We start from the raw sequence: 14,959 nt of genomic DNA, 5'->3' as shown, positions 1-14,959 counted from the left end.
GTGGTGTTCCGGCACTGCATGAACCGTAACGTTTACTGTTCCTCATACACCTCTTCATAATCGCTCTCATCTGCAAATAAAACATACTTTCCGTCCAGATATCCCATATATCCGTTTTCTACCACATATCCCTTCATATTTTGTCTTCTTCCTTTCTTTTATTTCCCGTTCTTTTTGGTTGAAGACAGTATCTCATATTCAGTGTCCGATAAATGGTACACAAAATCCCCCGGAAATTTCCGGGGGATGAAAAACTACTTATTTTTCTTTTCTTTTTTTGTCGGTGGAATACTGTATTTGCGTGCATACGAATCAAAGCACTCCAGATAAGCATCGTCTTTCATGTGACGGACGCTCTTTAAATACTCATGGGTATCAAATTCCGAAGTCTCCGTCTCAATCATTGCTACCGCAACATTGGAACAGTGCGCTGCGATTCTTTCCAGATTCGTCAGCAGATCATTAAACGCAAATCCCTGCCGGAATTCACATTTTCCTTCCCGCAGTCTGGTTACATGCCGGTTTTTGAGATCATTGCACAAAATTCCGATCAGTTCCCGCAAAGGCTCGATTTTTGCAGCCAGCTCCAGATCATCCTCGCAGAAAGCATCGACTGTCAGATCGACAATCTCCCTGACTGCTGCCTCAAGCACGGAAAGTTCCTTCTGTGCCGACTCAGAAAACGTAATCTTCTTTTCCGAAATTTCATTTGCAACTTTAGAAATATTGACTGCATGATCTCCCAGACGTTCAAAATCGCTGATCGTGTGCAGGAATTTGGACACCTGCTGCATCTGGACGGTAGACATCTCCTGTCCGGTCAGCTGCATAAGATATGTGCCAAGCTTGTCCTCGTATTTGTCAATCAGGTTTTCTTTTTCCTGTACTTTATTGTACTTATCCTGTGAATAATCTCCTAACAGCGAAAGTGCACGGTTAATGTTCTTGCGTGCCTTCTTTGCCATGCCGTTGACCGCCGTATGGCTCTGTCCGATGGCAAGTGCCGGATATGCCAGAAATCGTTCTTCGAGGAGATCGAAATCTGCCTGCTCTTCCAGATCCTCCGGATCGTCTTTGATCAGACGGAATACCAGTTTCTCAATCAGATTAATGCACGGAAGCAAAATTATGATTGTTGCCAGACGGAAAATAGAGTTCATCATGGCGATCTTGATCGGGCTCATCGTCATATTCAAAAACTTAAAGTGTACAAAAGCATTGACACTGTAAAAGACAATCGACCAGAAAATCATACCGAACAGATCGTTCAGCAGATAAATCAGGGCTGTACGTTTTCCGTTTTTATTTGTACCGATGGAAGAAAGCAGTACCGGGCAGGCCGCTCCTACTCCAATTCCCATCGTAATCGGAAGTGCTGCCGCAAAACTGATACTTCCGGTCACGGACAATGCCTGCAGAATACCAACGGATGCGGAAGCACTCTGTAAAACTGCAGTAAACGCAATTCCCACAATAATTCCCATAAACGGATTTTCAAACTTTGTGAGAAGATTGACGAAATGCGGGTTATCTTTCAACGGGGAAACTGCCCCGCTCATCGTCTGCATTCCTACCATGAGGATTGCAAAACCAAGCATGATATCTCCCACATTTTTGTAGTTTGCCTTTTTGACAAACATCTTAAAAATAATACCGATAATCGCAACAACGGCAGAAATGGTTGCCGTGGACAACAACTGTGCGATACCGCTGGATCCATCAATATAGGAAAGACAAAGAATCCATCCGGTAACACTCGTACCGATATTTGCTCCCATGATAATTCCAATCGCCTGTGCGACTTTCATCATTCCCGAATTTACGAATCCGACAACCATGACGGTCGTTGCGGAAGATGACTGAATAATCGCTGTAACTATCGTTCCAAGAAGTACACCTTTGATCGGTGTATTTGTGAGCTTATACAATACAAGCTCCAGTTGGTTTCCTGCCACACGTTTGAGTCCGTCTCCCATCAGAGACATTCCATAAAGAAATAGTGCAACACCACTCAGAAGTGTCAGGACAATCATTATGCCATTCATATCTGTTTCCTTTTCTTGTTCTTCTTTTTTTTACATGCTTCGATTTATTATAAAACACTTCTCATGGTTTTTACAATCACTTTACTCAAATTTTATGTTTTTATTTTTGAAACAGACTCCGGATCATATCAAACAGCTTTTCAAAAAAGGCTGCTATCTTCTGTCCGATATTCTTGTCCGCAAGCTGATTCTGCAGCTGGGAAGCCCATGCAGATGCCTGATTTTTAATGGAATCCCAGTTCAGGTCCAGTCCCTGCAGTTTTTTCATCAGACCAAGAAGTTTCTGCTTGTCATCATCCGATAACTTCAGATCATATTTATCCGCAAGTTTTTCAATCGCCTGTTCAATCTCCTCCGGCGTTTTGATCTTTCCACTGGCAATCTGCCCTTTCAGATCTGCAATCATCGCCTCCACATCATTGGAATCGCCGTCAATGCTCTGCTCAAGATCTCCGGTTGTGACAAGTTCATCCATTGCAGCATCCACAACCGATTCATCCAGTTCCTTTCCGGTCAGTTTTTCATATGCCTCAAACGTTCCGACCAGTGCTGCCGTCCCGGAAAGCGGAAACGGTCCCGCAACAATCACATTGGCATCTTCCACCCCTGCAGTGGCAAGTGCGTTCTTGTACATGCCCGCCGTACAGTAATTAATGTTGTATGTGGATACCTTCAGCCCGTTACCGGAATCTGCCAGGGAAACCAGCACGGAAGAAAGCGCTTTCGTTCCGATCTGTTTTTTCGGAACATAAGAATCCAGATACTGATGTTCTTCTGCATTGCTCACATAAACCACATCATATTTATCAAAATCCGCCGCTTCGATCCCCATATAAGATAACACGGTATGCTGCTGGTCTGCAGTCAGATCCGCTCCGAGCGCCAGATATGGCTTGTCGTCCAGTGTAATTTCCACATCATCCCCGTTATCTTCCTGTGCATCCTCTGCCTCTGTCGCATACACCGGTGCCGGAACTGCTGCACTTCCAAGAACCATGCCTGCCACAAGAATACCTGCCATATATTTTTTCAAACCTTTCATTTTTACCTCCATTCATAATCCAGAACAAATGTATTTCCCTGCACATGTGCTTTTGCCATGGCCCCGGTAACAACCGGCATCATAGGAGCCATGTGTCCGATGTCCAGATCCATGATCACCGGAACCTGATACTCTGCCAGCAGATCGGTTACTGCCCGGTAATGATCAATCCCGAATGCTTCTTCTCCGAAACACACTGGCCGTCCGATCAGAAATCCCTTCACATGCGAAAACCATCCGGCCTCTTTCATCTGCCAGATGGCACGGCGGATGGACATCACATGCAGATCACAGGCTTCCAGAAACCAGAGAAATCCATCCTCTTTATACCGCTCCTGAAATTCTTTTACGTGATCAAAGCGCGTACCGAGAAGGTTTACCAGACAATCCATACATCCGCCGATCAGTCTTCCCTCCATTGTAACATTTTCGGCTCCCTGTGGAAATACTTTCAGTTCCACAGGCTCCGTCACATGATACGGCGCCAGCGGATGTTCTTCATCTTTGACAGATTCTTTCTCCCACAGATCATAATTATGCACACGGGTAATCTTTCCGCAGAGCAGATCCAGTGCGTCCTGCACGGCCGGATGCCACGGTTCCATTCCAAACGCGGCTGCGCACGGTCCGTAAATGGCGGCCGTATCTGCAATCGTTGCAGATAAGAACGTAAAATTGGTATTATCGGAAAACCCCATATACCACTTTGGCTTCGCCTGCGCAATCCCTGCGAAATCAATATACGGAACAACTTCACACATCAGCTCCCCGCCACCGCAGGAAATAATGACGTCATTTTCGGTTCCGCAATAGCTTTCATTCAGTTCTTTGCCACATAATGCCGGGTCGTTGCTGATCCCGATTCCCTTATCCACCAGACAATTCGGCCCCATCTGTGTATGATATCCCATCTGCCCAAACCGTTCTCTTGCATGTGCAAATGCTGTATAATAAGGTTCTGTCGCACAGCCGAATGACGGCGCGACAAATCCGATCGTTCCATGTTCTTTTAAAAATTCCGGAAATCTCATATTCACTCTCCTTTTTCGTTTCAGGCTTTTCCTGTTTCCTCATTATATAAGAAAAAAGACCGCAGTGCAATCCACTGACGGTCTCTCATACACAGTAACCACAAATATTTATCCCGCATACTGCGCAAACTGATAACGGAATTTCTGTAAAAAATACAGATAGTAGGATTTCATATTAAACCACAGGGAAAAATCCTTGCGATAATGAAATTTTGTAACATATAAAATTCCCTGACGATTGCACCATATATAAATATCATTCAGCCCAAGCCGCTTGATTCCGCGGATATTGCGCAGAAAGGTCTCAATTTTTGATAACTCTCCCTCATCACGGGCATACAGATGAAAAATGGTATTCGGGCATTCGATCAGAATATGTCCTGCCGGCTTTTCTGCCATATCATATACCTCCCTGATTACTCCTCTTATATGTATCTATGGTACTACAATATCTGTCAAAAAACCAGTCAATTTTACACATTTTTCCAATTATTTCACACGCCTTCTGCATTTGAAAAATCCGGAATAAAACTTTCTTTTGCCACCCCCGGCTCCTGAATGAAAGCCTGGGTAATTCCAAGCGCAATCGCAGCGTCCACATAGCGGTCATATGTGCGCCGGCTCACCCGGTGCGCAAGTTCCGGATAATCTCTGACATGTTCTAGCGGCGTGTACTGGCTCATCAGACTCACATAGATTTTATTCTGGTATGTTTCATATAAATACCGGACAATGTTTCTGGCATCTTTCAGACATCCGGGCAAAAGCAGCTGGCGCACAATCACACCCCTCTTCATCACAGCTTTCTCGCAGGCTTCCTTCGGCACGTCTTCGCCTCCTTTTTCTTCCCACGCAAACACCGGCCGGGGCTGCTGACGCACCATCTCTGCAATTGCAGCCTTTGCTGTCTGCGGATAATCTGGTGCATGGGAATATTTTGCCGCAAGAAACGGGTCCATATACTTAAAATCCGGAAGATAAATATCCACGATTCCTTCCAGTGCCTTGATGGTATCCACATTCTCATAGCTTCCCGTATTGTATACAATAGGAACCGCAAGTCCCTGCCGTCTCGCCTGTTCTACCGCCCGGATGATATGCGGCACATACTGCCCCGGTGTAACCAGATTGATATTGTTCGCCCCCTGTTCCTGCAGTTCCAGAAAAATCTCCACCAGCCGTTCCGGTGTGATTTCTTTTCCCGCAGTCCCCTGTGCAATCGACTCATTCTGACAAAACACACAGTGCAGGGCACAGCCGGAAAAAAAGACGGCTCCCGAACCTTTTGTTCCGCTGATACACGGTTCTTCCCAGAAATGCAGAGCCGCCCGTGCTACCTTTAATGTCTCTGTCACCCCACAGATTCCAGTTTTTCCCTTACTGCGCTGCGCCCCGCATGTGCGCGGACACAGCATGCAATTGTCATAGAAATTATGATTTTTCATTTGTTTCACTTGCGATTCCTTTCCAAAACCTCTACAATGAAGTACACATACATTATATCATTTTAAGGAGCTACATATGAATCAGTCAAACTGTATGGTCGCACAGTCAGGCGGCCCAACCGCAGCAATCAACGCCAGTCTCGCCGGAGTCATCTCCGGAATAAAAAAGTCCGGCAAGTACGACACCTGCTACGGGGCAATCAATGGAATCCTCGGTATTTTAAATGAGCGTTATCTAAATCTTTCCCAGATGATCCCGGATGAAAAAACCCTTAACCGGTTAAAAGTTACACCGGCCATGTATTTAGGTTCCTGCCGGCACAAACTTCCGGACTACAAAGATGACGACTCTGCTTATGTATTCATCTTCAACCAGTTTGCAAAATTAAACATCAAAGCCTTTTTCTATATCGGTGGCAATGACTCCATGGATACTGTACTTAAATTATCCGATTATGCCGCCAAAATCAAGAGCGACATCCGGATTATCGGAGTTCCAAAGACCATTGACAACGATCTATGCATGATCGACCACACACCCGGATTCGGTTCTGCCGCCAAATACATTGCATCCACAATGCTGGAAATTGCACACGATACGTTTATTTACGCGGTAAAAAGCGTCACTATCGTAGAAATTATGGGGCGCGATGCCGGATGGCTCACTGCTGCCAGCGCCCTGGCGCGAAATGACTACAACACTGCCCCGCATTTTATTTATCTCCCGGAAGTTGCATTTGACAAAGAGCAGTTTCTGACCGATATCCGGAACAAATTAAAAACATTAAACAATGTGATTGTTGCCGTATCCGAGGGAATCCGTGACAAAAACGGAGACTACATCACAGCTTCCAAAGCAGTGGCTGACCAGTTCGGACACCAGCAGCTCTCCGGAGCCGGAAAAGCACTTGAATTTCTGGTCAAGGAAAACATCGGCGTCAAAGTCCGTTCCATAGAAATCAATGTATTGCAGCGCTGTGCCTCCCATCTGGCATCTGCTACCGATCAGTCAGAGGCATTTGCACTCGGAGAACATGCTGTTTTGCTCGCTGAGGAAGGTGTAACCGCCTCCATGGTAACCCTGACGCGCACCTCGAATACCCCATATGCGGTAGCCTATGACCATGCCCCGATCCGCGGCATTGCCAATGAGGCAAAATCCATCCCGCGTGAATGGATCAATGCACACGGAAACGATATCCGTCAGGAGCTTTACAACTATCTTTACCCGTTAATCCAGGGAGAGGTTTCTCTCACCTATCAAAACGGTGTACCGGTGTATATGCCGGTTCCTCATTTAAAACCAGATCACGTCTCATAAAAAGGAGAGTTTTATGGCAAAACGAACAACCTCTTTGAGGGTACTCCGCGGCATTCTCTGCGGTACAGGTGCAGCTGTCATCGGCGTCTATGCAGGTTTTTGTGTTTATTACCACGGGCATTATTTCCCCCATACAACCATCGGTGGGATTTCCTGTGGCAACCAGACTGCGGATGATCTGGAAGCAAAAAACATTGCTTCCGCGCAAAATTACCAGCTGCACATAACGGATCGCAAAGGGAACAAATACACACTTTCCGGAAGTGACTTTTCCTATACTTACAAACGTTCCGGTGAAGAACAATCGCTTGTAAAACAGCAGAAAATCCTGTTGTGGCCGGTTGCCCTGTTTCAAAAACACCAAATAGATCTGAACCGTTCTTTTCACTACGATGAAACTGCATTAAACCAGCTGACCGATGCGCTGGCTATCTTTGATCCTTCCTATATCGAAGCACCGGAGAATGCACATCTGCGTATTACGGATGATGATTATACCATCGTAAATGAGACACCAGGAAATACCCCCATCCGCGATGAGATCATAAAAGAAATCCAAAAAGCCATAGACGATCAGGAAACTACACTCACGCTTTCCGATGCCTGCTACGAAAAACCGTCCGTAACAGCAGATGACCAGCAGATTGCAGATACGGTTTCACAGCTTGACCGGTATATGGCCGCAACCGTCACCTACGAAATCAAAGGAGCTGACGAAGGGCTGGATAAAGCCGGTATCCTGTCTTTACTTGACCTCAAAAAAGACGGCTCGGTTTCCATCAATGATACCCGGCTGACTTCCTATGTCCAGCATCTGGCAAGTACTTACAACACCTATGGGGATGTACGGAAATTCAAGACAAGCAAAGGGGACACCGTAAAAATCGGCGGTGGCGATTACGGCTGGGTAATTGACAAATCCAAAGAAAAAAAAGAGCTCTTAAAAGACTTAAAAGGTGGAAAACCTGTAAAACGGGAACCTGTCTATGAACAGCGCGCCATGCAGAGCGGACTGGATGATATCGGCAATACTTATGTGGAAATTGACTATACCAGCCAGCATCTCTGGTATTACAAGGACGGATCACTTGTCACAGACACCGGCATTGTTTCGGGAAACATCAGCCGCGGAAACGGCTCACCGGATGGCATCTTTAAGATTGCATACAAACAGAAAGATGCCACACTTGTCGGCGAAAATTATGCGTCCAATGTCAGATATTTCATGCCGTTTGCCTACAATGTCGGCATCCACGATGCAAGCTGGCGCAGCACATTTGGCAAAGAGATCTACAAAACTTCCGGTTCTCACGGCTGTATCAATGTGCCTCCGAAAAAGGCAAAAAAACTGTTTCAGACTCTACAGGTCGGCACTCCGGTAATTGCCTATTACCGGGAACCGGTTACGCTGACGGCAGAAAACACACGCATCTCCAATGCATACTCTTATAAAGCCGATACCGGGCTTTAACCCTGATCAAACTGACTGTTATACAGCGTTGCATAAAAGCCGTTCTGTGCCAGCAGGGTATCATGATTTCCCTGTTCGATAATCTTTCCGTCTTTCATGACCAGAATACTGTCTGCCTCCCGGATCGTGGAAAGACGATGCGCCACAATGAAACTTGTACGTCCCTTCATCATCGTCAGAAATGCCTTCTGTATACGGATTTCCGTTCTTGTATCAATAGAGGAAGTAGCCTCGTCAAGAATCAGCATCGGCGGAAGGCATAACATGACACGGGTAATACAAAGAAGCTGCTTTTGTCCCTGTGACAGATTGCCCCCATCTTCTGTAATCTCAGTATCATACCCTTTCGACAGTCTGCGGATAAAGCTGTGTGCATGGCTTGCTTTTGCCGCTGCAATCATTTCTTCCTCGGTTGCATCCGGTTTTCCCATACAGATATTCTCCCGGATGGTTCCCTTTTTCAGCCACGTTTCCTGTAATACCATTCCATAATTTTTCCGCAGGCTGTGTCTGGTCATGTGCATCACATCATGTCCGCTCACCTGGATATGCCCGGAATCAGCATCATAAAAACGCATCAAAAGATTAATCAGTGTCGTTTTTCCACATCCGGTTGGGCCGACAATGGCAATCCTCTGTCCCGGCTGTACATGCAGATTAAAATCCTCGATCAGCTTCTGCTCCGGCACATAGGAAAAATACACATGGTCAATGTCTACCGTTCCGTCTGCCTGTTCTAACTGATACGCATCTGCTGCATCCGGCTCTTCTTCTTTTGCCTCAATCAGTTCAAAGAAACGCGCCGCACATGCCAGAGCATTCTGCAGTTCTGTCACAACCCCCGAAATCTCATTAAACGGCTTGGTATACTGATTTGCATAAGACAAAAAACAGGAAAGATTTCCGACAGAAAATGCTCCGCCTGTCAGAATAACGGCAAGTGCTCCCGTAATTCCCACAGCTGCATATACCAGACTGTTAACAAAACGTGTACTCGGGTTCACCAGACTCGAAAAAAAGGTTGCCCGCAGCGAATATTTCTGCAGACGGTCATTTACATCCGCAAACTGTCCGAGTGCTTCCTTTTCATGGCAAAATGCCTGTACGACCTTCTGATTTCCGACCATCTCTTCAATCAGCGCTGTCTGTTCTCCTCTCGTCTGCGTCTGCAGCTGAAACATGGAATACGTCTTTTTTGCAATAAAGCCAGCCACAAACAAAGAAATCGGTGTCAGAAGCACAACCACTACCGTAATCTTAACATTGACAAAGAGCATAAACAGCAAAGTACCGATGATCGTTGCCAGACCGGTAAACAGCTGTGTGAATCCCATCAGCAGACCATCCGCAAACGTGTCCACATCCGCAATGATACGGCTGACCATGTCCCCATGGGAATGACTGTCAATATAAGACAACGGCAGATGCTCGATCCTCTCAAACGCATCCCTTCGGATATCACGGACAATATTGTATGTCATACGGTTATTGCACATATTCATAATCCACTGTGCCGCAGCCGTGATGCCAATTACAATTGCGCCTTCTTTTGCAATTGCAAGAATCCCCGGAAAATCCACATTTCCTTTGTCCAGAATCAGGTCAATCGCCCGTCCGGTCAGAATCGGGAAATACAGAGTCAGTGCCACTGTCACCGTTGCCAGCACAACAGACAGAATCAGTATGGGAATATAGTGTTTCAGATAATGCATCACTTTTTTCAGGGTTGCAATCTGTCCGGTCATGTTCTTCTGCTTAGACATTTCCTGCACCTCCGTTCTTTCTCAGATCTTCTTTCTTAAACTGAGATTCATAAATCTCACGATAAATTTCACAGTTTTCAAGCAACTCCTCATGCGTTCCCAGTCCCACTGCCTGTCCGTCATCCATCACCAGTATCTGGTCTGCAAACTGGATGGAGGAAGTTCTCTGGGAAACAATAAATATGGTTTTATTTCCCTGCAGATTACGCAGTGCGGCCCTCAGGCGCGCATCGGTGGCAAAATCCAGTGCCGATGCACTATCATCGAGAATCAGAATCTCCGGATCTTTTACAACGGCACGGGCAATCGTCAGACGCTGCTTTTGTCCGCCGGAGAGATTTCGTCCGCCCTGTTCAATCACATAATCCAGACCGCCTTCTTTTCCCTTTACCACATCCGCTGCCTGAGCCACTTCAATCGCATGCCACAACTGTTCCTCTGTCGCATCCGGATTTCCCCAGCGCAGATTCTGTGCAATCGTTCCTTGAAACAATACGGCTTTCTGCATGACAACACCAATGCGCTGCCGCAGATCCGCAAGCGGATACTCACGCACATCGGTTCCCGCAACTTTTATACTTCCCTGGGATACATCGTAAAAACGCGGGATCAGGTTGACCACCGAACTTTTACCGGAACCGGTTCCACCGATAATTCCGATTGTCTGTCCTTTTTTCACTTTCAGATTAATATCTGTAAGAGAATCCTGCGCATTTCCCGCATATTTCATGGAAACATGGGAAAATTCCACCTCCAGTTCACCGGATGCGCTTTTCTTTGTCTCTGTGACAGAATCCGTAATCGTCGGTACTACCTCAAGCACCTCCTGAATACGGTTTCCACAGGCAATCGCCTTATTGATGGTAATGATCAGATTTGCAAGTTTTACCAGCTCCACCAGTATCTGTGACATATAGTTTACCAGTGCAATCACCTCACCCTGACTGATCCGTCCGATGTCAACCTGCCGGCCTCCGACCCAGATCACCGCAATAATTGCGAAATTAATAATCACATAAGTCAGAGGGTTCATCAATGTGGAAATTCTTCCTACCAGCATCTGAATCTTTGTCAGATAAGCGTTGCTCTCATTAAAATCCTTCGTTTCCTCTTCCTGCTTGTTAAAGGCACGGATGACACGGGCACCGTCTAAATTTTCCCGCGTGTGTCCGAGAACTTCATCAAGCCCGCGCTGTACTTTCTTAAACAGCGGAATACTGACAAGCATCACGGAAAAAACAACAACCGACAAAAGTGGAATTGTAACGACGAAAATCAGCGCTGCCTTTACATCCACGGTAAATGCCATGATCATGGCACCAAATACAATAAACGGAGACCTTAAAAACAGCCGGAGTACCATATTGACGCCCGACTGCGTCTGGTTGATATCGCTGGTCATACGTGTGATCAGCGTAGAAGTCCCAATGGTATCCATTTCCGAAAAAGACAGTTTCTGAATATGGGAAAACAGTGCATAGCGGACTTTGGTAGAAAACCCTACCGCCGCTTTCGCCGCAAAGTACTGTGCCGTAATCGAACATGCCAGTCCAATCAGTGCAAGCAGCACCATAACGCCTCCCATCTTAAAAATATAAGACTTGTTTGATGCCGCAATTCCATGATCGATAATCGCTGCCACAACAAGCGGAACAATCAGCTCAAAAGATGCTTCTAACAGCTTAAACAGCGGCGCCAGAATACATTCTTTGCGGTATTCGTTCAGATAAATCAGTAATTTTCTCATAATCCCTTTTCCTTTATATTTATTTGCCTGAATCATTATAACACTCACACCCAGGGGATTCAACAGCTTTGCACGTCCTCTCCCGGAACCAGGCAACGACAAAAAGACCGGCACAAGCCAGTCTCTTTGCAATAAAGTATGTTGAACATTTAATTAATGGCACCCATGACAGTTCTTGCAGTCACCACCACAGGTTATGGATTTTCCATTTTTTTTGTCTTTGATGATGCTTCTAATCACAAGAGAAACCACTACTAACAAGATGATTAATACAATTGCGGTACCCATTACTACCACTCCTTCCATCAAACAAAGAGGACTATCCATACGTTTTTCTGATTCAATGTTAGTATATCCTAACTCCCATTAGTTGTCAACAACTTTTGTTAATTTTTTTGCTAGACCATTTACGCAGATTATGTTATAATCCTACTTAATGAAACAAAAGGTAACATTGGGAGGAATCAATCATGCATAGTACGGAATCATCCGAGAATTATTTAGAGACTATTTTAATATTAAGTAAAAAACTTCCGGTGGTGCGTTCCGTTGACATTGCCAATGAACTTGGCTTTAAAAAATCAAGTGTCAGTATCGCCATGAAAAATCTCCGTGAAAAAAATCAGATCACGGTCACAGACGCCGGATTTATATATCTGACAGACGAAGGACGTGCCATCGCAGAAATGATCTACGAGCGGCATGAGCTGCTTTCCAAAGGACTGGTCGCGCTGGGTGTCGATCCGAAAGTAGCTACAGAAGATGCATGCCGTATTGAGCATGTGATCAGTGCCGAAAGTTTTGCGGCTATCAAGAAACATCTTCATCTGCCAAAAGACGCAGAATAATCTTTCCTGCCGGAATATACGAATACATAAATAGAACCGGATACCGCTTTTTGTTTATCGCAAATTACGGTATCCGGTTTTTTATTCTTTGTTTGGGTTTGCAGCATCGTCATAGGTATCCAGAAAATGATGTCTTACCCCATCTTTTTTATATCCAATCACGGTATTTAAATTTACATTCTCCACACTGCGGAAAATATTTTTAGCTACATAAGGATTCTCCTGTTCAAGACTATGGATCAGACGCTTCACATCTGCTCTCTTTGACCCTTTTTCTGTTCCTCCACAGGATGCACACCCTTCGGTAAAACGACAGGCACACTGAATGAAATGCAGGTCATTGTACTGTGCCCAGTGAATGATATCCGCTTCCCTCACAAGATACAGCGGGCGGATCAGTTCCATTCCCTCAAAATTTGTACTGTGCAGCTTCGGCATCATCGTCTGAATCTGCGCACCGTACAACATTCCCATCACAATGGTCTCGATGACATCGTCAAAGTGGTGTCCAAGCGCGATCTTATTGCATCCTAATTCCCGTGCTTTACTGTACAGATACCCTCTGCGCATCCGTGCGCAAAGATAGCACGGGGAATCCGTAATATCCACAACCGTATCAAAAATTTCTGTCCGGAACACCGTAATCGGAATATTGAGCATTTTCGCATTATTTAATATTGTCTGGTAATTCACCTCATTATATCCCGGATTCATAACCAGAAAAACAACTTCAAAATTTTTCTTTCCGTGCCGTTCCAGCTCCTGAAATAACTTTGCCATGAGCATGGAATCCTTTCCTCCGGATATGCACACTGCAATCTTATCTCCATCCTGTATCATTTCATACGCATTGATCGCTTTTGTAAAAGGTCTCCATACGGTCTTTTTAAATTTTTTAATAATGCTTCGTTCCGCATCAGCAGCCTTGTCTGCTAATCGTTCTGCAGTCCCGTCATCTTCCTTCATAAAATCGGCCAGTTTCTTGCGCAGATAGGAACGGTATCCTCCCTCAATGCTGTAAATCTCATACCCTTGTTCTGACAAATCTTCCGCAATTTCATCGCTTCTTTGCCCGGTATAGCAAAACAGATACACTGGCAGCTCCTTCGGGATCTCCCCAATGTGCTCCATAAATTCTTCCCAGAAAATATGTTTTGCGCCGGGATAAGTTTCCTTTATATAATCCTGCTCACTTCTTATATCGATGACCAGCTTTTCTCTCTGGTCCTTTTGCAATTCCTCTACAGTTTTTCGGTACATGCCATTTCTCCAATTCTTGAATTGTTGCGTAAAATCCATTCCTCATTATAGCATTGTACTCTGCCCTGAACAAGTCTCAATTCCTATAACTTCTATCCGGCTTCATCATGCTCCCGGATCATTTTAAACAGTTGTACACGATTGCGTATTCCCAGTTTCCGGTATATGTTTAAAATATGTTTTTTGAGCGTATTGGTGCTGATGGTCAGTTCCTCGCAGATCACCGGATTTTCCTTTCCCTGCATCAGATTTCGAAGGATCGTATCCTCCCGCCGCGTCAGTCCATATTGTTCCACGGCCTGCGTTACCGTAAGCTTTTCTCCTTCCTCCCCTGCCCGTCTTTGATGCTTTTCCATCCGATAGGCCAGATGGTCTTTGAGCATATCGAGAACAAAAATGTCATCGTATTTAAAATTTTCCTTTCCAATGGTACGATAAAACGTAATTGTACCGAGGAAATGATGATCTTTTGCGATCACAACCTGCAGCGAATAATGCCAGTTATTGGGCTTATATACCTTCTTATAATATTCCATTTCCACACGCGACTCATCACTGATAATATCCGTCTCCCGATAAATCAGCGATTTCCCGCTGAGCATAATCCCTCTGCTGTAATCCAGTTCCTCATATTCTTCCGATAGATTACTGTCGCAATTATACATCACCGGCCGGTCCAGTTTCTTTTCATCCTCCACGGATGCCAGATAAAAATCAGCACTGTCAAAATCCACCAGCAGTTTTAACTGTTCTAACAGTTCTTTTCGCATTTCATCAAAATCTTCCATCGTATAGACTTTATAAATGATTGTGTTTAAAATAATCCAATCGTTGGTTTCTAATGTTTTCATTTGTGTTTCTCCTATAATTTTTTATTTCATAGGAATTTAACACCAAACGACATTTCCTATGAAATAAAAAACGACGCACCTCACTGAGGTACGCCGTCTTTGGCTTTTATGCTTTCAGTTTAACACTATTTAATT

The 14,959-nt window shown here is 45.1% G+C and carries 13 protein-coding genes; 3 read left to right on the top strand and 10 right to left on the bottom strand.

All coding sequences use genetic code 11. From position 1 onward, the window contains the following. Positions 1-254 precede the first annotated feature (254 nt). The 5 genes from DXD06_RS08060 to DXD06_RS08040 all read right to left on the bottom strand — a co-directional run bounded on the left by DXD06_RS08060 (position 255) and on the right by DXD06_RS08040 (position 5,563). Positions 255-2,045: a Na/Pi cotransporter family protein gene (locus tag DXD06_RS08060; protein WP_117831289.1), complete on the bottom strand. Its 1,791-nt coding sequence runs from the start codon at positions 2,043-2,045 to the stop codon at positions 255-257. A 100-nt stretch (positions 2,046-2,145) separates the two neighbouring features. Beyond that, positions 2,146-3,087: a DUF1002 domain-containing protein gene (locus DXD06_RS08055; RefSeq protein ID WP_243000940.1), complete on the bottom strand. Its 942-nt coding sequence runs from the start codon at positions 3,085-3,087 to the stop codon at positions 2,146-2,148. A gap of 2 nt (positions 3,088-3,089) precedes the next feature. After that, positions 3,090-4,118 (bottom strand): S66 family peptidase, encoded by a 1,029-nt coding sequence (locus tag DXD06_RS08050; protein WP_055068220.1) that lies wholly within the window; start codon positions 4,116-4,118, stop codon positions 3,090-3,092. A gap of 108 nt (positions 4,119-4,226) precedes the next feature. Next, positions 4,227-4,517: a hypothetical protein gene (locus DXD06_RS08045; protein WP_022046492.1), complete on the bottom strand. Its 291-nt coding sequence runs from the start codon at positions 4,515-4,517 to the stop codon at positions 4,227-4,229. Positions 4,518-4,612: 95 nt separating this feature from the next. Further along, positions 4,613-5,563: a radical SAM protein gene (locus tag DXD06_RS08040; protein WP_117831287.1), complete on the bottom strand. Its 951-nt coding sequence runs from the start codon at positions 5,561-5,563 to the stop codon at positions 4,613-4,615. Between the two features lie 76 nt (positions 5,564-5,639). Here DXD06_RS08040 and DXD06_RS08035 point away from each other — a divergent pair, with 76 nt between their 5' ends. Beyond that, entirely contained in the window at positions 5,640-6,884 is a 1,245-nt protein-coding gene (locus DXD06_RS08035) for a 6-phosphofructokinase (protein WP_022046494.1), read from the top strand. Between the two features lie 13 nt (positions 6,885-6,897). Further along, positions 6,898-8,355: a L,D-transpeptidase family protein gene (locus tag DXD06_RS08030; protein WP_117831286.1), complete on the top strand. Its 1,458-nt coding sequence runs from the start codon at positions 6,898-6,900 to the stop codon at positions 8,353-8,355. Here the strand turns inward: DXD06_RS08030 and DXD06_RS08025 are convergent. The 3 genes from DXD06_RS08025 to DXD06_RS08015 all read right to left on the bottom strand — a co-directional run bounded on the left by DXD06_RS08025 (position 8,352) and on the right by DXD06_RS08015 (position 12,153). Further along, positions 8,352-10,118, bottom strand: a complete 1,767-nt coding sequence (locus DXD06_RS08025; protein ID WP_055262880.1) for an ABC transporter ATP-binding protein — start codon at positions 10,116-10,118, stop codon at positions 8,352-8,354. The two genes, DXD06_RS08030 and DXD06_RS08025, sit on opposite strands and share 4 nt — an antisense overlap. Continuing rightward, a complete protein-coding gene (locus DXD06_RS08020; RefSeq protein ID WP_117831338.1) occupies positions 10,111-11,865 on the bottom strand; it encodes an ABC transporter ATP-binding protein in 1,755 nt (584 codons plus the stop codon). The genes DXD06_RS08025 and DXD06_RS08020 overlap by 8 nt, the downstream gene beginning before the upstream one ends. A gap of 153 nt (positions 11,866-12,018) precedes the next feature. Then, positions 12,019-12,153, bottom strand: a complete 135-nt coding sequence (locus DXD06_RS08015) for a FeoB-associated Cys-rich membrane protein (protein ID WP_055068216.1) — start codon at positions 12,151-12,153, stop codon at positions 12,019-12,021. Between the two features lie 182 nt (positions 12,154-12,335). Here DXD06_RS08015 and DXD06_RS08010 point away from each other — a divergent pair, with 182 nt between their 5' ends. After that, on the top strand, positions 12,336-12,713 hold the full coding sequence (locus DXD06_RS08010) for a metal-dependent transcriptional regulator (RefSeq protein WP_022046498.1): 378 nt from the start codon (positions 12,336-12,338) through the stop codon (positions 12,711-12,713). A gap of 81 nt (positions 12,714-12,794) precedes the next feature. On the opposite strand, the gene DXD06_RS08005 is transcribed toward DXD06_RS08010, so the two are convergent. Together DXD06_RS08005 and DXD06_RS08000 are read right to left on the bottom strand one after the other, a co-directional pair. Beyond that, positions 12,795-13,973, bottom strand: coding sequence for an ATP-binding protein (locus tag DXD06_RS08005; protein ID WP_117831285.1), 1,179 nt, complete (start codon positions 13,971-13,973; stop codon positions 12,795-12,797). A gap of 92 nt (positions 13,974-14,065) precedes the next feature. Then, positions 14,066-14,824 carry a response regulator transcription factor gene (locus DXD06_RS08000; RefSeq protein WP_055068214.1) on the bottom strand — a complete coding sequence of 253 codons (759 nt, stop codon included), beginning with the start codon at positions 14,822-14,824 and terminating at the stop codon, positions 14,066-14,068. Positions 14,825-14,959: the final 135 nt, after the last annotated feature.

Source organism: Roseburia sp. TF10-5 (assembly GCF_003462365.1).
GTDB classification, from domain to species: Bacteria; Bacillota; Clostridia; order Lachnospirales; family Lachnospiraceae; genus Roseburia; species Roseburia faecis.
Note: the sequence above shows the minus strand (reverse complement) of the source record. Positions and strands in the feature narration are given on the sequence as shown.